The organism is Thalassospira sp. SM2505 (assembly GCF_054901115.1).
Window position 1 is genome coordinate 1,957,878 of the sequence record NZ_CM142731.1, and the last position, 20,532, is coordinate 1,978,409.

Annotated in this window: 16 protein-coding genes and 4 tRNA genes; 18 read left to right on the forward strand and 2 right to left on the reverse strand. The window is 55.2% G+C overall.

What is annotated here, in order from left to right:
* The first annotated feature begins 60 nt into the window (after positions 1 to 60).
* A complete protein-coding gene (locus ACTU44_RS08955; protein WP_114099349.1) occupies positions 61 to 468 on the forward strand; it encodes a GFA family protein in 408 nt (135 codons plus the stop codon).
* A gap of 62 nt (positions 469 to 530) precedes the next feature.
* Here ACTU44_RS08955 and ACTU44_RS08960 read toward each other — a convergent pair.
* Positions 531 to 607, reverse strand: a tRNA-Thr gene (locus ACTU44_RS08960).
* Between the two features lie 98 nt (positions 608 to 705).
* Positions 706 to 1,578, reverse strand: coding sequence for a 23S rRNA (guanosine(2251)-2'-O)-methyltransferase RlmB (rlmB, locus tag ACTU44_RS08965; RefSeq protein WP_336083351.1), 873 nt, complete (start codon positions 1,576 to 1,578; stop codon positions 706 to 708).
* Between the two features lie 196 nt (positions 1,579 to 1,774).
* Here rlmB and ACTU44_RS08970 point away from each other — a divergent pair.
* From ACTU44_RS08970 to rpsJ, 17 genes are all read left to right on the forward strand, one after another.
* Positions 1,775 to 1,859, forward strand: a tRNA-Tyr gene (locus ACTU44_RS08970).
* A gap of 37 nt (positions 1,860 to 1,896) precedes the next feature.
* Positions 1,897 to 1,970 (forward strand) — tRNA-Gly (locus ACTU44_RS08975).
* A gap of 77 nt (positions 1,971 to 2,047) precedes the next feature.
* The gene (tuf, locus tag ACTU44_RS08980; RefSeq protein WP_462097256.1) at positions 2,048 to 3,238 is read left to right on the forward strand and encodes an elongation factor Tu; all 1,191 of its coding nucleotides are present in this window, start codon (positions 2,048 to 2,050) and stop codon (positions 3,236 to 3,238) included.
* A gap of 132 nt (positions 3,239 to 3,370) precedes the next feature.
* Positions 3,371 to 3,446, forward strand: a tRNA-Trp gene (locus tag ACTU44_RS08985).
* A 51-nt stretch (positions 3,447 to 3,497) separates the two neighbouring features.
* Positions 3,498 to 3,695, forward strand: coding sequence for a preprotein translocase subunit SecE (gene secE, locus ACTU44_RS08990; RefSeq protein ID WP_040824880.1), 198 nt, complete (start codon positions 3,498 to 3,500; stop codon positions 3,693 to 3,695).
* A gap of 2 nt (positions 3,696 to 3,697) precedes the next feature.
* Positions 3,698 to 4,228: a transcription termination/antitermination protein NusG gene (gene nusG / locus ACTU44_RS08995; protein WP_114100155.1), complete on the forward strand. Its 531-nt coding sequence runs from the start codon at positions 3,698 to 3,700 to the stop codon at positions 4,226 to 4,228.
* Positions 4,229 to 4,332: 104 nt separating this feature from the next.
* On the forward strand, positions 4,333 to 4,761 hold the full coding sequence (gene rplK, locus ACTU44_RS09000) for a 50S ribosomal protein L11 (protein WP_114100156.1): 429 nt from the start codon (positions 4,333 to 4,335) through the stop codon (positions 4,759 to 4,761).
* Positions 4,762 to 4,765: 4 nt separating this feature from the next.
* Positions 4,766 to 5,464, forward strand: a complete 699-nt coding sequence (gene rplA, locus ACTU44_RS09005) for a 50S ribosomal protein L1 (protein ID WP_114100157.1) — start codon at positions 4,766 to 4,768, stop codon at positions 5,462 to 5,464.
* Between the two features lie 282 nt (positions 5,465 to 5,746).
* Positions 5,747 to 6,265 carry a 50S ribosomal protein L10 gene (gene rplJ, locus ACTU44_RS09010; protein WP_114100158.1) on the forward strand — a complete coding sequence of 173 codons (519 nt, stop codon included), beginning with the start codon at positions 5,747 to 5,749 and terminating at the stop codon, positions 6,263 to 6,265.
* Positions 6,266 to 6,320: 55 nt separating this feature from the next.
* On the forward strand, positions 6,321 to 6,698 hold the full coding sequence (gene rplL, locus ACTU44_RS09015) for a 50S ribosomal protein L7/L12 (protein ID WP_114100159.1): 378 nt from the start codon (positions 6,321 to 6,323) through the stop codon (positions 6,696 to 6,698).
* Between the two features lie 379 nt (positions 6,699 to 7,077).
* The gene (gene rpoB, locus ACTU44_RS09020) at positions 7,078 to 11,244 is read left to right on the forward strand and encodes a DNA-directed RNA polymerase subunit beta (protein WP_462097435.1); all 4,167 of its coding nucleotides are present in this window, start codon (positions 7,078 to 7,080) and stop codon (positions 11,242 to 11,244) included.
* 108 nt (positions 11,245 to 11,352) lie between these two features.
* A complete protein-coding gene (rpoC, locus tag ACTU44_RS09025; protein WP_336084065.1) occupies positions 11,353 to 15,546 on the forward strand; it encodes a DNA-directed RNA polymerase subunit beta' in 4,194 nt (1,397 codons plus the stop codon).
* Between the two features lie 370 nt (positions 15,547 to 15,916).
* Positions 15,917 to 16,288, forward strand: a complete 372-nt coding sequence (gene rpsL / locus ACTU44_RS09030) for a 30S ribosomal protein S12 (RefSeq protein ID WP_007092427.1) — start codon at positions 15,917 to 15,919, stop codon at positions 16,286 to 16,288.
* A 12-nt stretch (positions 16,289 to 16,300) separates the two neighbouring features.
* On the forward strand, positions 16,301 to 16,768 hold the full coding sequence (rpsG, locus tag ACTU44_RS09035; protein WP_114100161.1) for a 30S ribosomal protein S7: 468 nt from the start codon (positions 16,301 to 16,303) through the stop codon (positions 16,766 to 16,768).
* 27 nt (positions 16,769 to 16,795) lie between these two features.
* Positions 16,796 to 18,877: an elongation factor G gene (gene fusA, locus ACTU44_RS09040; RefSeq protein WP_114100162.1), complete on the forward strand. Its 2,082-nt coding sequence runs from the start codon at positions 16,796 to 16,798 to the stop codon at positions 18,875 to 18,877.
* Positions 18,878 to 18,905: 28 nt separating this feature from the next.
* Positions 18,906 to 20,096 carry an elongation factor Tu gene (gene tuf / locus ACTU44_RS09045; RefSeq protein WP_462097256.1) on the forward strand — a complete coding sequence of 397 codons (1,191 nt, stop codon included), beginning with the start codon at positions 18,906 to 18,908 and terminating at the stop codon, positions 20,094 to 20,096.
* A gap of 120 nt (positions 20,097 to 20,216) precedes the next feature.
* Positions 20,217 to 20,525, forward strand: coding sequence for a 30S ribosomal protein S10 (gene rpsJ / locus ACTU44_RS09050; RefSeq protein WP_007091508.1), 309 nt, complete (start codon positions 20,217 to 20,219; stop codon positions 20,523 to 20,525).
* Positions 20,526 to 20,532 lie beyond the last annotated feature (7 nt).

Sequence of the window (20,532 nt, forward strand, 5' to 3'; positions counted from 1 at the left end):
GGCGACAAGAAAAGAACAACCCTGTGGCTATTGGGCAGGGCAGATCGAAGCAGGGAAATTATGAGCGAGAAACACAGCGGAAGCTGCCTGTGCGGGCAGGTGACATTTGAGGTAACAGGCACTTTTGATGCCTTTTTCCTGTGCCACTGTAAATATTGCCAGAAAGACACGGGTTCCGCGCACGCGGCCAACCTGTTTTCACAAGGCGCGAAGCTCAGCTGGCTTACCGGAAAAGACAAGGTTACATCCTTCACCTTGCCCGGAACCCGTCATGCGAAATCATTCTGTTCGGCGTGTGGCTCTGCGGTTCCAGGCGAACAGATGGGCGGCAAACTGGTTGTAGTGCCAGCAGGAAGCCTTGATACCCCGGTCACCAATGTGCCTGATGCGCACATCATGACGGGCAGCAAGGCCAACTGGGATGATGGGCTTGAACGGGTCACAAAGGTGGCGGGAATGCCCGGATAGCTGCGATTTGTCGAAGCCAAAAGAAAACCCCGCAGCCATCGGCTTGCGGGGTTTTCTTTAAGTGGTGCCGGCAGAGAGACTCGAACTCCCAACCTTCTGATTACAAATCAGCTGCTCTACCAATTATAGCTATGCCGGCTCGAGCGGCGCGAAACATAATCCGGGCCGCAGATGATTGCAAGACTTTGAAGCAGGGAAATTTACATCCCCCTGCTTCGGGGCAAATCGGGTTGCTGTTTACTTGCGATAAAGCTCGTAAAGGGCAACCGCGGCGGCGTTGGAAACGTTGAGACTTTCGATGCGATCAGACATCGGAAGCTTGACCAGAAAGTCACAGCTTTCGCGCGTCAGACGACGCAGGCCTTCACCCTCGGACCCCATGACGATTCCCACGCGACCACGAAGCTTGGCCTCGGCCAGAGTCTGTTCGGCATATCCGTCCATCCCGGCAAGCCAGAAATGGGCTGCTTTAAGTTTTTCAAGCGTCTGGTTGAGGTTGCCTGCGTGAATATAGGGAACGGTTTCAAGTGCACCACTGGCCGACTTGGCCAGTACGCCGGTTTCAGGCGGTGCGTGACGGTCCGGTACGATAACGGCTGACGCGCCAAAGGCGGCTGCGCTTCGAAGAATCGCGCCCACGTTATGCGGGTCGGTTACCTGATCAAGGATAAGTACCGTACATTGTTCCGAATCCCGGTGGTCAGCGATCAGTTCTTCGACCGACAGCTGGGGCAGGGGGGCACAATGAATGGCCATGCCCTGATGGACGGTGCCCGGCGGCAACATCTCGTCAAGGTCGGTACGCCCGGCGGAATCAACGGCGACGTCGGTGCGTTCGGCATCAGCAAGGGCTGCGTTAATCTCGTCGCGCACATTTTCGGTCGCCCAGATTTTGTGAATCGTGCGTTGCGGATTGGCAATTGCCATCATTACCGGGTGGCGGCCGAAGAGAATCAGGCGTGAATTTCCGCCCGACGGTCCGCTGTCGCGACCGCGCTTTCGTCCACGACGCGAATTACCTTCGCGGTTTTCATCGCTTTGCGGGAGGTTGTCCTGCCCGACGTCACCGGGGTGACGATTTCCTGAACGTGATTTGTTGCGACGCGACATAATGGCGGAAACCTCCGGGCCGTAAGGAACTGAATGCACTTTGTTTGACTCTGAAAGCAGAGCTTGGGGAACATATAGGAAAGGAAATACGATTTCGTGTTTTTTTTGCTGTTGACAACACATGCCCCTCCACCGTATTCCCTCCCTCGCCGCAACGAGGCCGGGCTCAAAACCCGGACGGCGTTAAGACCTTGATGGAGGGGTGGCAGAGCGGTCAAATGCAGCGGACTGTAAATCCGCCGACTTAGTCTACGCAGGTTCGAATCCTGCCCCCTCCACCACTCTCTCGCCCTCGCGAGAGCTCGCAGATAAAAATATGCGGGTGTAGCTCAATGGTAGAGCAGAAGCCTTCCAAGCTTACGACGAGGGTTCGATTCCCTTCACCCGCTCCAATTTTATTATGCAACCCGTCGGCTCGTGCGGTGGGTTACTACGTGTTTTTTTGGTTCGGATATAGGATCTGAGGGCAATGGCCAAGGAAAAGTTTGAGCGTACAAAACCGCACGTTAACGTTGGCACCGTCGGCCACGTTGACCACGGTAAAACCACGCTGACCGCAGCGATCACCAAAGTTCTTGCAGAACAGGGTGGCGCTTCGTTCCAGGACTACAGCATGATCGACAAGGCACCGGAAGAGAAAGCTCGTGGTATCACGATCTCGACCGCGCACGTCGAATATGAAACCGAAAACCGCCACTATGCGCACGTCGACTGCCCGGGCCACGCTGACTATGTCAAGAACATGATCACTGGTGCGGCACAGATGGACGGTGGCATCCTGGTTGTTTCGGCAGCAGATGGCCCGATGCCGCAGACCCGCGAGCACATCCTGCTTGCACGTCAGGTTGGCGTTCCGGCACTGGTCGTGTTCATGAACAAGGTTGACCAGGTTGATGACGAAGAGCTCCTCGAGCTCGTCGAAATGGAAATCCGTGAACTTCTGTCGTCCTACGACTTCCCGGGCGACGATATTCCGATCATCAAGGGCTCGGCTCTTGCTGCTCTGGAAGGTCGCGATGATGAAATCGGCAAGAATGCTATCCTCGAACTGATGGCAGCAGTTGATGACTACATCCCGGCACCGGATCGTCCGAAAGATCGTCCGTTCCTGATGCCGATCGAAGACGTGTTCTCGATCTCGGGTCGTGGTACGGTTGTTACCGGTCGTGTAGAAACCGGTATCGTGAAAGTTGGTGAAGAAGTCGAAATCGTCGGTATCAAAGACACCGTCAAGACGATCGTCACCGGCGTTGAAATGTTCCGCAAGCTGCTCGATCAGGGTGAAGCTGGCGACAACATCGGCGCGCTGCTTCGTGGTACCAAGCGTGAAGACGTCGAGCGTGGCCAGGTTCTGGCGCATGTCGGCTCGATCAAGCCGCACACCAAGTTCACCGCAGAAGCTTACATCCTGACCAAGGATGAAGGTGGTCGCCATACGCCGTTCTTCTCGAACTACCGTCCGCAGTTCTACTTCCGTACGACTGACGTTACCGGTTCGATCGAGCTGCCGGCTGGCACCGAAATGGTTATGCCGGGCGACAACGTCCAGATGACCGCGACCCTCATTGCACCGATCGCAATGGACGAAGGTCTGCGTTTCGCAATCCGTGAAGGCGGTCGTACCGTCGGCGCGGGCGTTGTTGCGAAAATCATCGAATAATTTTTAAGATTTTGCACGATTGAGTGCTTGATCTTGGATGTGCGGGCGGCTATAAACCGCCCGCACACCCCACCACCCGGGTGGGGATGAGCCAGAAAGAAGATAAGCTTTTCAACTTTCTGACGATCTTGTAGGAGTGTAGCTCAGTTGGTAGAGCATCGGTCTCCAAAACCGAGTGTCGGGGGTTCGAGTCCCTCCTCTCCTGCCAATTTTTTCCGGGTCGTGAAACAAAGCATTAGAAAGCGGTGTAACCCCGACAATGGCTAAAACGTCGCCAGCACAATTCGTACAGCAGGTCCGCTCAGAGGCAAAGAAAGTCTCTTGGCCGTCCCGCAAGGAAACGACTGTTTCGACCATCATGGTTTTTGTGATGGTTGCTTTGGCGTCGGTTTTCTTCTTTGTTGTCGATCAGCTCCTCGCTTGGGGTGTTAAGCTGGTCTTTGGGGTCGGGGGCTGATTATGGCACATCGCTGGTACGTACTGCACGTTCACTCCGGATTCGAAAAGAAGGTCGCCCAGTCGATCCGCGAACAGTCCATCAAGAAAGGTCTTGAGGGCGAAATCGAAGAGGTCCTGGTTCCGACTGAAGAAACAGTCGAGATGCGTCGCGGCGCCAAGGTCAATGCCGAGCGGAAGTTTTTCCCGGGCTACGTCCTGCTGAAGATGGAACTCACTGACGAAAGCTGGCATCTGGTCAAAAATACCGCAAAAGTTACCGATTTCCTTGGTAGCCGTGGTAAGCCGATGCCGATTTCCGAAAAGGAAGCTCAACACATTCTGCATCAGGTGCAGGAGGGTGTTGACCGTCCGAAGCCGACTATCGCATTCGAGGTTGGCGAGGAAGTTCGTGTTTCTGACGGACCGTTTGCGTCGTTTAACGGTGTTGTCGAAGGGGTTGATGAAGAACGTGCGCGCCTGAAGGTGTCGGTTTCGATCTTCGGTCGTTCAACTCCGGTCGAGCTGGAATACACCCAGGTCGAGAAGCTTTAAAAACGATCTTGAAAATTTAAGTCGCTGCCTGTATACGCAGGCAGCATTCAAGGCGCGGGAGGTCAGCCATGGCCGGACCGCGCGCTTCTGTAAGAGGTACTCTAATGGCGAAGAAAATCGACGGCTATATTAAGCTGCAGATTCCCGCCGGCAAAGCCAACCCGTCGCCGCCCGTCGGCCCGGCTCTTGGTCAGCGCGGCGTGAACATCATGGAATTCTGCAAGGCGTTTAACGCTGCTACCCAGCAGATGGAACCAGGTATGCCGATTCCGGTCGTCATCACCGTTTATTCCGACCGTTCCTTCTCGTTCGTATCCAAAACCCCGCCCGCATCCTACTTCCTGAAAAAGGCAGCAGGTATCGCCAAGGGTTCCGGCACCACCGGCAAAGGTTACGTTGGCAAGGTTACCAAAGCACAGGTCAAAGAAATCGCAGAAGCCAAAATGGCTGACCTCAATGCATTCGACATTGACGGCGCGATGGCTATGATCGAGGGCTCTGCCCGTGCTATGGGTCTCGAGGTTGTGGAGTAAGACGATGGCCAAGACTGGTAAACGCCTTGCCCAGGCCTATGAGGGCATCGACCGTAACACCCAGTACGATCTGGTAACTGCCGTAAAGATCGTCAAAGAAGGTGCAAAAGCAAAGTTCGATGAAACCATCGAATTCGCAATGAACCTTGGTGTTGATCCGCGTCACGCTGACCAGATGGTCCGTGGTGTTGTTTCCCTTCCGCATGGTACCGGTAAAACCATGCGCGTTGCAGTCTTCGCAAAAGACGCAAAAGCAGAAGAAGCACAGAAAGCTGGTGCAGACGCTGTTGGCGCAGAAGACCTGATGGAAGCAATGCAGAAAGGCGATCTGAACTATGATCGCGTTATTGCGACCCCGGACATGATGGCTGTTGTCGGTCGTCTCGGTAAGGTTCTCGGCCCGCGCGGCCTGATGCCGAACCCGAAACTCGGCACCGTTACCATGGATGTTACAACCGCAGTTTCCGACGCTAAAGCTGGCCAGGTCCAGTTCCGCGCCGAGAAAAACGGTATCGTACATGCAGGTATCGGCAAGGCTTCGTTCAGCGAAGAGCAGATCGTCGAGAACGCAAAAGCATTCGTCGATGCGATCGTAAAAGCAAAACCGACCGGCGCAAAAGGTACCTACCTGCAGCGCGCGGCGATCAGCTCCACCATGGGTGCTGGCGTCAAGCTGTCGGTTGCTGACATCGCGTCGAAATAAGAATTTTCGAATTCTGACCGATCTTAGGGTCGGTCAGGACCGGAGAGGGCTCTAGGCCCTCTCTACCTGTCTGTCCCAGACTGCAGGTGAGTGAAATCAATCACTCTTAATTCCCTGCATAGGCAGAGGTTCCGGTACTTAAGTTTTTCCCCGAACGGGGCATCACACAAGGCTTGAACATCTGGCAAACGGACGGGCGTCACAGACCGGTTCGAAAGGACTGGTCGCGTCTGTGAACCTCCTTGTGGGGTTCAGGGCAATAAGCAATGTCGGAGACTAAAAGTGAACCGCGATGATAAACAACAGTTCGTAGCAGAGATGCGCGAAGTGTTCGAAGGTGCGGAAGGCGTCATCGTCACCCAGTACAAAGGGCTGACGGTTGCTGAAATTACCGCTCTTCGTGCGCAGATGCGTGAATCTGGTGCGGGCTTCAAGGTCACCAAAAACCGGCTTACGCGACTTGCTCTGGAAGGCACCAAATTTGCTGGTCTTGCAGACTACTTCACCGGCCCGACCGCGATTGGCTATTCAGCTGATCCGGCTTCGGTCGCAAAAGTAGCCTCCGAGTTCGCAAAATCCAACGACAAGCTTGTTCTTGTTGCTGGTGCCATCGGCGAACAGATTCTGGACGAGCAGGGCGTTAAAGCTCTGGCAGAACTGCCGTCGCTGGACGAACTTCGTGCGAAACTGGTTGGTATGATCCAGACCCCGGCACAGCGTATCGCTACGCTGACCTCCAAGCCGGCGGCTCAGATCGCCCAGGTGCTGAAGGCATATGCCGACAAAGGCGAAGCCGCGTAAACCAAATTATCCAGATATCACTGATATCTAAGTTCAAGCCTAGGAGTAATACAAAATGGCCGATCTTAAGGCACTCGTTGAAGAGCTTTCCAAGCTCACCGTTATTGAAGCTGCAGAACTTTCCAAAATGCTCGAAGAAGAGTGGGGCGTTTCCGCCGCTGCTCCGGTAGCTGTTGCTGCTGCTGGTGGCGCTGCTGCCGGCGGTGCTGCTGCTGAAGAAAAAACCGAATTCGACGTTATCCTCGCTTCTGCTGGCGACAAGAAAATCAACGTCATTAAAGAAGTTCGCGGCATCACCGGTCTTGGCCTCAAAGAAGCCAAAGACCTGGTTGAAGGCGCTCCGAAAGCCGTCAAAGAAGGCGTTGCTAAGGACGAAGCCGAAGCAATCAAGAAACAGCTTGAAGAAGCTGGCGCAACCGTCGAACTCAAGTAATCGACGGCTTCTTGCCAAGGTTTGGGTCGGCGTCCTCTGGGCGCCGGCCCTTCCGTCTCTGTGCACCCCGGCAATAGGGCCAAGGACTGTGCAGAGGCGCGAACAGGAATTTAACGGTTGACGCTGCCAAAGGTAATCGTACATAACGTAAGGCCGTTTAGGTCAGAGGTTATCTTTGACGGCGTCGACAGCCGAGGGATCAGTGATCTCAATCAAGTTGGATGTCAAAACACATCCACGGTCATAATCAAGTGAACGCCCGCCCCGTACGGGGCTCGGGCGTCGTTGTGCTGTATGCGTTTTGCGCAAGTCGGAAACGCAGCAGGGCAGGGACGAACGAGTTCGGACGGTGTGGGGAGGCGCGATTAAAGGAACGATGATGGATAAGTCCTTTACTGGTCGAAAGCGCATCCGCAAAAGCTTTGGACGGATCAGCGAAGTCGCTCCGCTCCCGAATCTCATTGAGGTTCAAAAGAATTCCTACGACAAGTTTTTGCAGACCGGGACCCCGCAGGAGCAGCGGGACGATGCAGGTCTCCAGGAAGTGTTCAAGAGCGTCTTTCCGATTAAAGATTTTTCGGAACGCGCAACTCTTGAATTCGTTTCGTATGAGCTTGAGCAGCCGAAATACGATACCGAAGAGTGTCGCCAGCGTGGCATGACCTTTGCCGCACCGCTGCGCGTAACGCTGCGCCTGGTAGTATGGGATATCGACGAGGACACGGGTGCCCGTTCGATCCGCGATATCAAGGAACAAGACGTGTATATGGGCGATATGCCGCTCATGACCGAACACGGTACTTTTATCGTGAACGGCACCGAGCGCGTGATCGTTTCTCAGATGCACCGTTCGCCGGGCGTCTTCTTTGACCATGACAAAGGTAAGAGCCACAGCTCGGGCAAATATCTGTTTGCCGCGCGTGTGATTCCTTATCGTGGCTCGTGGCTCGATTTCGAATTCGACGCAAAAGACATTCTTTATGTCCGTATCGACCGTCGCCGCAAACTGCCGGCGACCACGCTGCTTATGGCTCTTGAAAATGAAGAGTCCGAACAGCTGCGTGCACAGCGTGCCGAAGAAGGGCGTTCTGTCGATCCGTCGGAAATCGAAGGCCTGACCCCGGAAGAAATCCTCAACTATTACTATGAGTCGGCTGAATACCGCCGTACCGCAGATGGTTGGGTAACCGATTTCAACGCAGACCGTTATATCGGCCAGAAGCTGGTTCACGATCTTGTTGATGCCAACAGCGGCGAAGTTGTTGCAGCAGCCGGTTCGAAAATCACCAAGCGTTCTGCTGCCAAAATCACCGAGCAGGGCGTCAAGGAAATCATCGTTCCGGAAGAGCAGCTTAACGGCTGGTTCATGGCAGATGACCTCATTGACGGCGAAACCGGCGAGATCCTGGCAGAAGCCGGTCACGAACTGACCGAAGGTGTGTTCGAGCAGCTCAAGGAATGGGGTGTAGATTCCGTTCGCTTGCTGATGATCGACCACAACCAGGTTGGTCCGTATCTGCGCAACACCATGGCACTGGACAAGAACAGCAACCGCGAAGAAGCCCTTGTGGATATCTATCGCGTCATGCGCCCGGGCGAGCCGCCGACCCTCGAGGGTGCGGAAGCCATGTTCAAGGGCCTGTTCTTCGATGCAGAGCGTTATGACCTTTCCGCGGTTGGCCGCGTGAAAATGAATGCGCGTCTGAACCTCGAATGTGCAGACACTGTTCGTATCCTGCGTCGTGAAGACATTCTGGAAGTCGTCCGCGTTCTGATCGACCTGAAAGACGGTCGTGGCGAAATCGACGATATTGACCACCTTGGCAACCGTCGTCTGCGTTCGGTTGGCGAGCTGATGGAAAACCAGTTCCGCGTTGGTCTTTTGCGTATGGAACGTGCGATCCGCGAGCGTATGAGCTCGGTCGAGATCGACAACGTCATGCCGCATGACCTGATCAATGCGAAGCCGGTTGCGGCTGCTGTTCGTGAATTCTTCGGCTCCTCGCAGCTGTCGCAGTTCATGGACCAGACCAACCCGCTTTCGGAAATTACCCACAAACGTCGTCTTTCGGCGCTTGGTCCGGGTGGTTTGACCCGTGAGCGTGCAGGCTTTGAAGTTCGTGACGTTCATCCGACCCACTATGGTCGTATCTGCCCGGTTGAAACGCCGGAAGGTCCGAACATTGGTCTGATCAACTCGCTGGCGACCTTTGCCCGCGTCAACCAGTACGGCTTCATTGAAAGCCCGTACCGCAAGGTTGTCGACGGTAACGTCACCGCAGAGGTTATTTACCTCTCGGCGATCGAGGAAGGCCGTTATGTCATCGCACAGGCGAACGAACCGCTTAACGATGACTTCAGCTTCACCAACGAACTGATCAACACCCGTAAAGCCGGTGACCACTATATGGCCCGCTCCGAAGAGATCGACCTTATGGACGTCTCGCCGAAGCAGCTGGTATCGGTCGCATCCGCGCTCATTCCGTTCCTTGAGAACGATGACGCGAACCGCGCACTGATGGGATCGAACATGCAGCGTCAGGCGGTTCCGCTGATCCGCTCTGAAGCTCCGTATGTCGGTACCGGTATGGAAGTTCCGGTGGCACGTGATTCGGGTGCAACCCTGATCGCACGCCGTGACGGTGTTGTTGAATCCGTTGACGCGACCCGTATGGTTATCCGCGCAACTGGTGACATTGCTGCTTCGGAATCGGGTGTCGATATTTACACCCTGCTGAAATATCAGCGTTCCAACCAGGGCAGCTGCATCAACCAGCGTCCGCTGGTGAAAGTTGGCGATGTGGTCCAGAAGGGCGACATCATTTCGGATGGTCCGTGTACCGATATGGGTGAACTGGCTCTGGGTCGTAACGTGCTCGTCGCGTTCATGCCCTGGAACGGTTACAACTTCGAGGATTCTATCCTTCTGTCCGAGCGTATCGCCCGTGATGACGTTTACACCTCGATCCACATCGAGGAATTCGAAGTCATGGCCCGCGATACCAAGCTGGGTCAGGAAGAAATCACCCGTGATATTCCGAACGTCGGTGAAGAAGCGCTCAAAAACCTCGACGAGGCGGGCATTGTCTACATCGGTGCGGAAATCAAACCGGGCGATATCCTTGTCGGTAAGGTAACGCCGAAGGGCGAAAGCCCGATGACGCCGGAAGAAAAACTTCTGCGCGCCATCTTTGGTGAAAAAGCATCCGACGTCCGTGATACGTCGCTGCGTGTCCCGCCGGGACAGTTTGGTACCATTGTTGAAGTCCGCGTGTTCTCGCGTCGTGGCGTCGACAAGGACGAACGTGCCCTGGCAATCGAGCGTTCGGAAATCGAACGTCTCGCACAGGACCGTGACGATGAGCGCGCCATTCTGGAGCGCAACTTCTATGGTCGTCTGAAAAACCTTCTGCTTGGTCAGCAGCTCGTTGATGGTCCGAAGGGCATGACGGGCGAGATCACCGAAGACAGCCTGTCGGGTGTCGCACGTGGTCTGTGGCGTCAGATCGCCGTTGCTGATGACAATGTCATGTCTGACATCGAAGCTCTGAAAAAGCAGTTCGAGGAATCGATCGCTGTTCTTCAGGCTCGTTTCGACGACAAGGTCGACAAGCTGCAGGCTGGTGACGAACTGCCGCCGGGCGTGATGAAGATGGTCAAAGTCTTTGTTGCGGTTAAACGTAAAATGCAGCCGGGTGACAAGATGGCCGGCCGTCACGGGAACAAGGGTGTCGTATCGCGCATTATGCCGGTTGAAGACATGCCGCACCTCGAAGACGGTACGCCGGTCGATATCGTTCTGAACCCGCTGGGCGTTCCGTCGCGTATGAACGTCGGCCAGATCCTTGAAACCCACCTTGGCTGGGCTTCGCGTGGTCTTGGCGAACAGATCGGCGAACTCGTCGATGCTGTTGCTGACGGTCGTGGCGAGATGGATGACCTGCGTAGCAAGCTTAATGATGTCTATGAAGGCGAAGAATACATCGCCGGCATCAAAGAGCTCTCGGATGGTGAAGTCATCGAGCTTGGCAACAACCTGCGTCGCGGCGTTCCGATGGCCACCCCGGTCTTCGACGGCGCACGTGAGCCGGATGTTGTTCGTATGCTTGAAAAAGCCGGCCTTGATGGTTCTGGCCAGGTCGACCTCTATGACGGTCGTACCGGTGAGAAATTCCATCGCAAGGTGACAGTGGGCTATATCTACATGCTCAAACTGCACCACCTGGTCGACGACAAGATCCACGCACGTTCGATTGGTCCGTACTCTCTTGTTACCCAGCAGCCGCTGGGTGGTAAGGCGCAGTTCGGTGGCCAGCGTTTCGGGGAGATGGAAGTTTGGGCACTCGAAGCTTACGGTGCTGCTTACACCCTCCAGGAAATGCTTACGGTCAAGTCGGATGACGTTTCGGGCCGTACCAAGGTTTACGAAGCCATTGTTCGTGGGGAAGACACCTTCGAGGCAGGCATTCCGGAGTCGTTTAACGTTCTTGTTAAAGAACTCCGTTCGCTTGGTCTCAATGTCGAACTTGAGCAGAACGAATACTAAGTGTTTGGCTGACAGGGGTGCCCATCCGGGCATCCCGGTCGCCAATTCGCATCTTTCGGCCTGAAATTGGCGAAACCCGGCGAGACCGGGCATAGCGGGAGAGCCTTTATGAACGAGTTGATGAAGATCTTCGGGCAGCCGCAGGGCACCCAGAGCTTCGATCAGATCCGGATTCAGATTGCCAGCCCGGAGCGTATCCGCTCCTGGTCATTTGGTGAAATCAAGAAACCGGAGACCATCAACTACCGGACCTTTAAACCGGAACGCGACGGTTTGTTCTGTGCGCGCATTTTTGGTCCGGTGAAGGATTACGAATGCTTGTGCGGCAAGTACAAGCGTATGAAGTATCGCGGCATTATCTGTGAGAAATGCGGCGTTGAAGTGACTCTGGCCAAAGTACGTCGTGAACGTATGGGCCATATCGAACTGGCGGCACCTGTTGCCCATATCTGGTTCATGAAGTCGCTTCCGAGCCGTCTCGGTCTGCTGCTGGACATGACGCTCAAGGATCTTGAGCGCATTCTGTACTTCGAAAACTATGTGGTTATCGAACCGGGCCTTACCCCGCTGAAAATGGGTGAGCTCCTGTCCGAAGACCAGTATATGACTGCCCAGGAAGAATATGGCGAAGACAGCTTCCGTGCCGGTATCGGTGCAGAAGCCATCCGCGATATGCTTGCGGCAATCGATCTTGATGAAGAACGCGAAACCGCGAAAATCGACCTCAAGGAAACCAATTCCGAAGCCAAGCGCAAGAAGCTGGTCAAGCGTCTCAAGCTGATTGAGGCCTTCCAGGAATCGGGCGCGCGCCCGGAATGGATGATCCTTGAAGTGATTCCGGTCATCCCGCCAGAACTGCGTCCGCTGGTTCCGCTTGATGGTGGCCGTTTCGCAACGTCGGATCTGAACGACCTTTACCGTCGTGTCATCAACCGTAACAACCGTCTGAAGCGCCTGATCGAGCTTCGTGCGCCTGATATCATCGTGCGTAACGAAAAACGTATGCTTCAGGAATCGGTTGATGCGCTGTTTGACAACGGCCGTCGCGGTCGTCCGATCACTGGTGCCAACAAGCGTCCGCTCAAATCGATGTCGGATATGCTCAAAGGCAAACAGGGTCGTTTCCGTCAGAACCTTTTGGGTAAACGCGTCGACTATTCCGGTCGTTCCGTTATTACCGTGGGTCCGAACCTGAAATTGCATCAGTGCGGTCTGCCGAAGAAAATGGCGCTCGAACTGTTCAAGCCGTTCGTTTACGCGAAGCTGGAACTGTACGGGATGGCCACCACCATCAAGGCTGCAAAGCGCATGGTGGAAAAAGAGCGTGCCGAAGTTTGGGATATCCTCGAGCAGGTTATCCGTGAACACCCGGTCATGCTTAACCGCGCACCGACCCTGCACCGTCTTGGTATCCAGGCGTTCGAACCTACCCTGATCGAAGGTAAGGCCATCCAGCTGCACCCGCTCGTTTGTACTGCGTTTAACGCGGACTTCGATGGTGACCAGATGGCTGTCCACGTACCGCTGTCGCTTGAAGCCCAGCTTGAAGCACGTACCCTGATGATGTCGACCAACAACATCCTTTCGCCGGCTTCGGGTAAACCGATCATCGTGCCGTCGCAGGATATTGTCCTTGGTCTGTACTACATCTCCATGGAACGTGACGGTCAGCCGGGCGAGGGCATGTCGTTTGTGAACATCGCCGAGATCGAGCAGGCTCTGGATGAAGGTGTTGTAAACCTGCATTCCAAGGTTAATGCCCGTTATCACACGGTTGATGAAAACAACGAACCGATCACCGTTCGTGTTGCCACGACCCCGGGCCGCATGTTGCTGTCGGAACTTCTGCCGCGTCATCCGCGCATTCCGTTCTCGACCATCAACAAGCTGCTGACCAAAAAAGACGTCTCGAACGTTATCGATGTCGTTTACCGTCACTGTGGCCAGAAAGAGACTGTTATCTTTGCTGACCGCATGATGGGCCTTGGTTTCAACTGGGCATGTAAAGCCGGCATTTCGTTTGGCAAGGATGACATGATCATTCCTGATGCCAAGGAACCGCTGGTGGGTGGTACCCATGACAAGGTCAAGGAATACGAGCAGCAGTACCAGGACGGTCTCATCACCCGTGGTGAGAAATACAACAAGGTTGTTGACGCCTGGGCGCAGTGCACCGACGACGTTTCCGAAGCGATGATGAAAGTCATCTCGGCGACGGCAGAAGGTGACAATGTGAACTCGGTTTACATGATGGCGCACTCCGGTGCTCGTGGTTCTGCCGCCCAGATGCGTCAGCTGGCTGCTATGCGCGGCCTGATGGCGAAACCGGACGGCTCGATCATCGAGACCCCGATTATTTCTAACTTTAAAGAAGGCCTGACCGTGCAGGAGTACTTCAACTCCACTCACGGTGCTCGTAAAGGTCTTGCCGATACCGCACTGAAAACGGCGAACTCGGGTTACCTTACCCGTCGTCTCGTTGACGTGGCCCAGGATTGCATCATCACCCAGCATGATTGCGGTACTGATCGTGGCCTCGACATCGCAGCCGTCGTCGATTCCGGTGAAGTTATCGAAACGCTGTCAGATCGTATCCTCGGTCGTTTCACCGCTGACGAGATCGTTGATCCGTCAACCGGCGAAATCATCGTACCGAAGAACGAGATGGTTGAAGAAGATCACCTCGATATCATCGAAAAAGCCGGCGTCGAAATGGCCCGCATCCGTTCTGTTCTGACCTGTGACGCCGAAACCGGTGTTTGCGGTCATTGCTACGGTCGCGACCTGGCGCGCGGCACGACGGTGAACATCGGTGAAGCTGTCGGTGTTATCGCCGCACAGTCGATCGGTGAGCCGGGTACCCAGCTGACCATGCGTACGTTCCACATTGGTGGTGCGGCACAGCGTGGTGCAGAGGTTTCCGGTGTCGAAGCGAACTTCGATGCGACGGTTAAACTCAAAAACCGTGCAGTCGTTGCGAACTCGGCAGGCGTCAATATCGTTATGGCGCGTAACCTCGAGATCCTTCTGATCGACAAAACCGGTCGCGAGCGTGCGAAATATCGCGTTCCGTACGGTGCAAAACTTCTCACCGATGAAGGTGCGCAGGTAGCGCGCGGCCAGAAACTGGCCGAGTGGGATCCGTACACCCTGCCGATCATCACCGAGAAAGAAGGTTATGTGAACTATGTCGACCTTCTCGAGAACGTAACCATTCGCGAAGTCTATGACGAAGCGACCGGTATTGCCTCGAAAACGGTTATCGACTGGAAGAGCATGCCCAAGGCGTCCGACCTTAAGCCGCGCGTTACCCTGCGTAACGAATCCGGCGAGGTCATTAACCTGGATAACGGTCTTGAAGCCCGTTACTTCCTGTCGGTTGACGCTATTCTCTCGGTCGAGAACGGTCAGAAAGTTCATGCGGGTGACGTGCTTGCACGTATCCCGCGCGAAGGTTCGAAGACCCGTGACATCACCGGTGGTCTGCCGCGTGTTGCCGAGCTGTTCGAAGCCCGTAAACCGAAAGAACACGCAATCATCTCGGATATTCCGGGTCGCGTCGAATTCGGCAAGGACTACAAGAACAAGCGTCGCGTCATCGTTCATCCGCTCGAGGACTCGGGCCTGACCGAACCGGTCGAATACCTGATCCCGAAAGGCAAGCATCTTGCCGTTCAGGAAGGGGACTTCGTCGAGAAGGGCGATCAGCTCCTTGATGGTTCGCCGGTTCCGCACGATATCCTGCGTGTTATGGGCGTCCCGGCACTGGCAGATTACCTGGTCAACGAGATCCAGGAAGTCTACCGCTTGCAGGGCGTGAAGATTAACGACAAGCACATCGAAGTCATCGTTCGCCAGATGCTTCAGAAAGTCGAGATCACCAAACCGGGTGACACGACTCTTCTGGTTGGCGAGATCATTGACCGCGTTGATTTCGATGCCGAAAACGATCGTGCGCTTAAAGACGGCGGCGAACTTGCAGAAGGCGCTCCGGTCCTCCAGGGGATCACCAAAGCCTCGCTGCAAACGCATTCCTTCATCTCGGCCGCGTCGTTCCAGGAAACCACGCGCGTTCTTACCGAAGCAGCTGTTTCGGGCAAAACCGATACTCTTATCGGTCTGAAAGAGAACGTCATCGTGGGTCGTTTGATCCCGGCTGGTACCGGTGCGGTGATGAACCGCTTCCGTGCACTGGCTGCCGAACGCGACAAATCGGTACAGATCGAGGCAGAAGAGGAAATCGGCGACAACTTTGGCCCGCAGGCCGATGCCGATACCACTTCACTGCCGGCAGGCGAATAAGCTCGTCGCGCCAGACAGTTAAAGAATCAGAGGCGAACCGGAACTCTTATCGACGCACCGGTTCGTCTCGGCGTTTGAAGCGCCAACTCGAAGGTCCACATGGTTTTGCTTGACGCAAAAGGGGGCCGTCACTAGTATGCGCCCACCGAATCTAGGGGGGTGTAACTGTGCCGGTGCCGTTTTGTGCGGTAGCGGGCGGTTTTCGCCCCCCATCGCTTGAGTGCGACTCTGACGGCCGTCGAGGCAGGAACTCCTGCATCTATGGGCGTCCGCGCGTGTTTCCGTACTTGTATGGAGACGCGTGGTCGCTCGTCGTGCGTCGATAAGAGCAGCGCCCTAGTGGCGTCCGTTGAAGTAAAAGGGAAAGTTAATGCCCACTATTAACCAGTTGATCCGCAAGTCGCGGACTCCGCGCACCCAGCGCGATATGGTTCCGGCACTGGAAGCATGCCCGCAGAAACGCGGCGTTTGCACCCGTGTCTACACCACCACCCCGAAGAAGCCGAACTCGGCACTTCGTAAGGTTGCTCGTGTCCGTTTGACCAACGGCTACGAAGTTACCTCCTACATTCCGGGTGAAGGCCACAACCTGCAAGAGCACTCTGTCGTGATGATCCGCGGCGGCCGTGTAAAAGATTTGCCGGGTGTTCGTTACCACATCATTCGCGGTACCCTCGATACACAGGGTGTCAAAGACCGTAAGCAGCGTCGTTCGAAATACGGCGCGAAGCGTCCGAAATAAGGAGCAGCTCAGATGTCACGTCGTCACGCTGCTGAGAAGCGCGAAGTTTTGCCTGACGCCAAATATGGCGATAAGGTTCTCACCAAGTTCATGAACGGTCTTATGCTCGACGGTAAAAAATCTGCCGCCGAAAAAATCGTTTATGGTGCTCTGGAAGTTATGGAAAGCAAGGGTGCAGACCCGGTTGCTCAGTTCCACGAAGCAATGGATAACGTGAAGCCGAACGTAGAAGTTCGCTCGCGCCGTGTTGGTGGTGCTACTTACCAGGTTCCGGTTGAAGTTCGTTCCGAGCGTCGTCAGGCTCTGGCCATTCGTTGGCTGGTTGACGCTGCCCGCAAGCGTTCCGAAACGACCATGATCGGTCGTCTCGCCGGTGAATTGATGGATGCTGCCAACAACCGTGGCACCGCCGTCAAGAAGCGCGAAGACACCCACCGTATGGCCGAAGCCAACAAGGCTTTCGCTCATTATCGCTGGTAATTCAGACCTCAAGATCAAGAGTCGATTATGGTTCAACGTACTCCGATCTCTCGGTATCGCAACATCGGCATCATGGCTCACATTGATGCTGGTAAAACAACGACCACCGAGCGAATCCTTTTCTACACCGGCAAGTCCTACAAAATCGGCGAAGTCCATGACGGCGCCGCTACGATGGACTGGATGGAACAGGAACAGGAACGCGGCATTACGATTACGTCTGCTGCGACGACCTGCTTCTGGAACGACCACCGTATCAACATCATCGATACCCCGGGCCACGTTGACTTCACCATTGAAGTTGAACGTTCGCTCCGTGTTCTCGATGGTGCCTGCGCTGTTTTCGACGCCGTTTCCGGCGTTGAGCCGCAGACCGAAACCGTGTGGCGTCAGGCTGACAAGTACAACGTTCCGCGTATGTGCTTCGTCAACAAGATGGACCGTACCGGTGCAGACTTCTTCCGCTGCGTCGAGATGATCAAGGAACGTCTTGGTGCCAATGCCGCTGTCATGCAGCTGCCGATTGGTTCCGAGATGGAATTCGAAGGTGTTGTCGATCTCGTCCGCAACAAGGAAATCGTCTGGAAAGACGAATCCCTTGGCGCAGAATTCGAGTATCGTGACATCCGCGATTCCCTGAAAGACCAGGCTGAAGAATACCGTGAAGCTCTGATCGAACAGGCTGTTGAGTGCGACGAAGCTGCAATGGAAGCTTACCTCGAAGGCGAAATGCCGTCCGAGGAAGTTCTCAAGAAATGCATCCGTAAGGGCACCATTGCTGGCGATCTCGTTCCGGTTCTTCTGGGCACTGCCTTCAAGAACAAGGGCGTTCAGCCGCTTCTCGATGCCGTCATCGATTACATGCCGGCACCGGACGACATCGACGATGTTCGTGGCGTCAAGCCGAACACCGAAGACGAGCCGGACTCCCGTCCGCTGACCGACGAAGCACCGTTCTCGGCGCTCGCGTTCAAGATCATGTCTGACCCGTTCGTCGGCTCGCTGACCTTCATTCGTATTTATTCGGGTGTTCTGGAAGCTGGTTCCTACGTTCTCAACTCTGTTAAAGAGAAAAAAGAACGTATCGGCCGTATGCTTCTCATGCATTCGAACAACCGCGAAGAAATCAAATACGCTTGCTCGGGCGACATCGTTGCTCTGGTTGGCATGAAGGATACCACCACTGGTGATACCCTTTGTGATCCCTCCAAGCCGATCATCCTTGAGCGTATGGAATTCCCGGATCCGGTTATCGAGATCGCTGTAGAGCCGAAATCGAAAGCCGACCAGGAGAAAATGGGTCTCGCCCTTGCACGTCTTGCACAGGAAGATCCGTCGTTCCGCGTTAAATCCGACCACGAATCCGGCCAGACCATCATTTCGGGTATGGGCGAACTTCACCTCGACATCATCGTCGATCGTATGAAGCGTGAATTCAAAGTCGAAGCAAACGTTGGTGCGCCGCAGGTTGCTTACCGCGAAACGATCTCGAAAGAAGTCGATATCGACTACACCCACAAGAAACAGTCGGGTGGTTCGGGTCAGTTCGCGCGTATCAAGCTCACCTTCACCCCGGGTGAACCGGGTACGGGCTTCGCCTTCACCGATACCGTCGTTGGCGGTAACGTTCCGAAGGAATACATCCCGGGTGTTGCCAAAGGTCTCGAAAGCTCGCTGCAGAGCGGTGTTATCGCAGGCTTCCCGGTAACCGACTTGTCGATCAAGCTGACCGACGGTGCCTACCACGACGTTGACTCGAGCGTCATGGCCTTCGAAATCGCTGCTCGCGCAGCATTCAAAGAAGGTCTGTCAAAAGCTTCTCCGAAGCTGCTCGAGCCGATCATGAAAGTCGAAGTAGTGACCCCGGAAGAGTATATGGGCGACATCATTGGCGACCTGAACAGCCGTCGTGGCCAGGTTCGTGACATGGACTCCCGTGGCATCGCACGCGTTGTTAACGCGTTCGTACCGCTGGCGAACATGTTCGGTTACGTCAACACGCTGCGCTCCATGTCCCAGGGCCGTGCCCAGTTCGTGATGCAGTTTGATCACTATGCAGACGTCCCGCAGGCAGTTGCGGACGAAGTCAAAGCCAAATCGGCCGGCTAAGGCCAAGCCAGAATAAACGGAGTTAGTAATGGCTAAAGAAAAGTTTGAGCGTACAAAACCGCACGTTAACGTTGGCACCGTCGGCCACGTTGACCACGGTAAAACCACGCTGACCGCAGCGATCACCAAAGTTCTTGCAGAACAGGGTGGCGCTTCGTTCCAGGACTACAGCATGATCGACAAGGCACCGGAAGAGAAAGCTCGTGGTATCACGATCTCGACCGCGCACGTCGAATATGAAACCGAAAACCGCCACTATGCGCACGTCGACTGCCCGGGCCACGCTGACTATGTCAAGAACATGATCACTGGTGCGGCACAGATGGACGGTGGCATCCTGGTTGTTTCGGCAGCAGATGGCCCGATGCCGCAGACCCGCGAGCACATCCTGCTTGCACGTCAGGTTGGCGTTCCGGCACTGGTCGTGTTCATGAACAAGGTTGACCAGGTTGATGACGAAGAGCTCCTCGAGCTCGTCGAAATGGAAATCCGTGAACTTCTGTCGTCCTACGACTTCCCGGGCGACGATATTCCGATCATCAAGGGCTCGGCTCTTGCTGCTCTGGAAGGTCGCGATGATGAAATCGGCAAGAATGCTATCCTCGAACTGATGGCAGCAGTTGATGACTACATCCCGGCACCGGATCGTCCGAAAGATCGTCCGTTCCTGATGCCGATCGAAGACGTGTTCTCGATCTCGGGTCGTGGTACGGTTGTTACCGGTCGTGTAGAAACCGGTATCGTGAAAGTTGGTGAAGAAGTCGAAATCGTCGGTATCAAAGACACCGTCAAGACGATCGTCACCGGCGTTGAAATGTTCCGCAAGCTGCTCGATCAGGGTGAAGCTGGCGACAACATCGGCGCGCTGCTTCGTGGTACCAAGCGTGAAGACGTCGAGCGTGGCCAGGTTCTGGCGCATGTCGGCTCGATCAAGCCGCACACCAAGTTCACCGCAGAAGCTTACATCCTGACCAAGGATGAAGGTGGTCGCCATACGCCGTTCTTCTCGAACTACCGTCCGCAGTTCTACTTCCGTACGACTGACGTTACCGGTTCGATCGAGCTGCCGGCTGGCACCGAAATGGTTATGCCGGGCGACAACGTCCAGATGACCGCGACCCTCATTGCACCGATCGCAATGGACGAAGGTCTGCGTTTCGCAATCCGTGAAGGCGGTCGTACCGTCGGCGCGGGCGTTGTTGCCAAGATCATCGAGTAATTTTTTCTCTTGATCTTTGTGAAGCGGGCGGCTATGTAAGCCGCCCGCAACACTTTTGCGGCAATCGTCAACTCCAGTTGAGGGGCCGGTGTCCTTTTGAGGGCTCCGGTACATAATTACATGGATAGTCAGAACATTCGCATTCGCCTTAAGGCGTTTGACCATCGCGTGCTGGATCAGTCCACGCGCGAGATCGTCAATACGGCGAAGCGCACTGGCGCAGAGGTCCGCGGCCCGATTCCGCTGCCGACCCGCATTGAGAAATACACTGTTCTGCGGTCTCCGCACATCGATAAGAAATCGCGTGAGCAGTTCGAAATCCGTACGCACAAGCGTCTTCTCGACATTGTCGACCCGACCCCACAGACCGTCGATGCTCTTATGAAGCTCGATCTGGCTGCCGGCGTCGACGTCGAGATCAAACTTTAATCGGGAG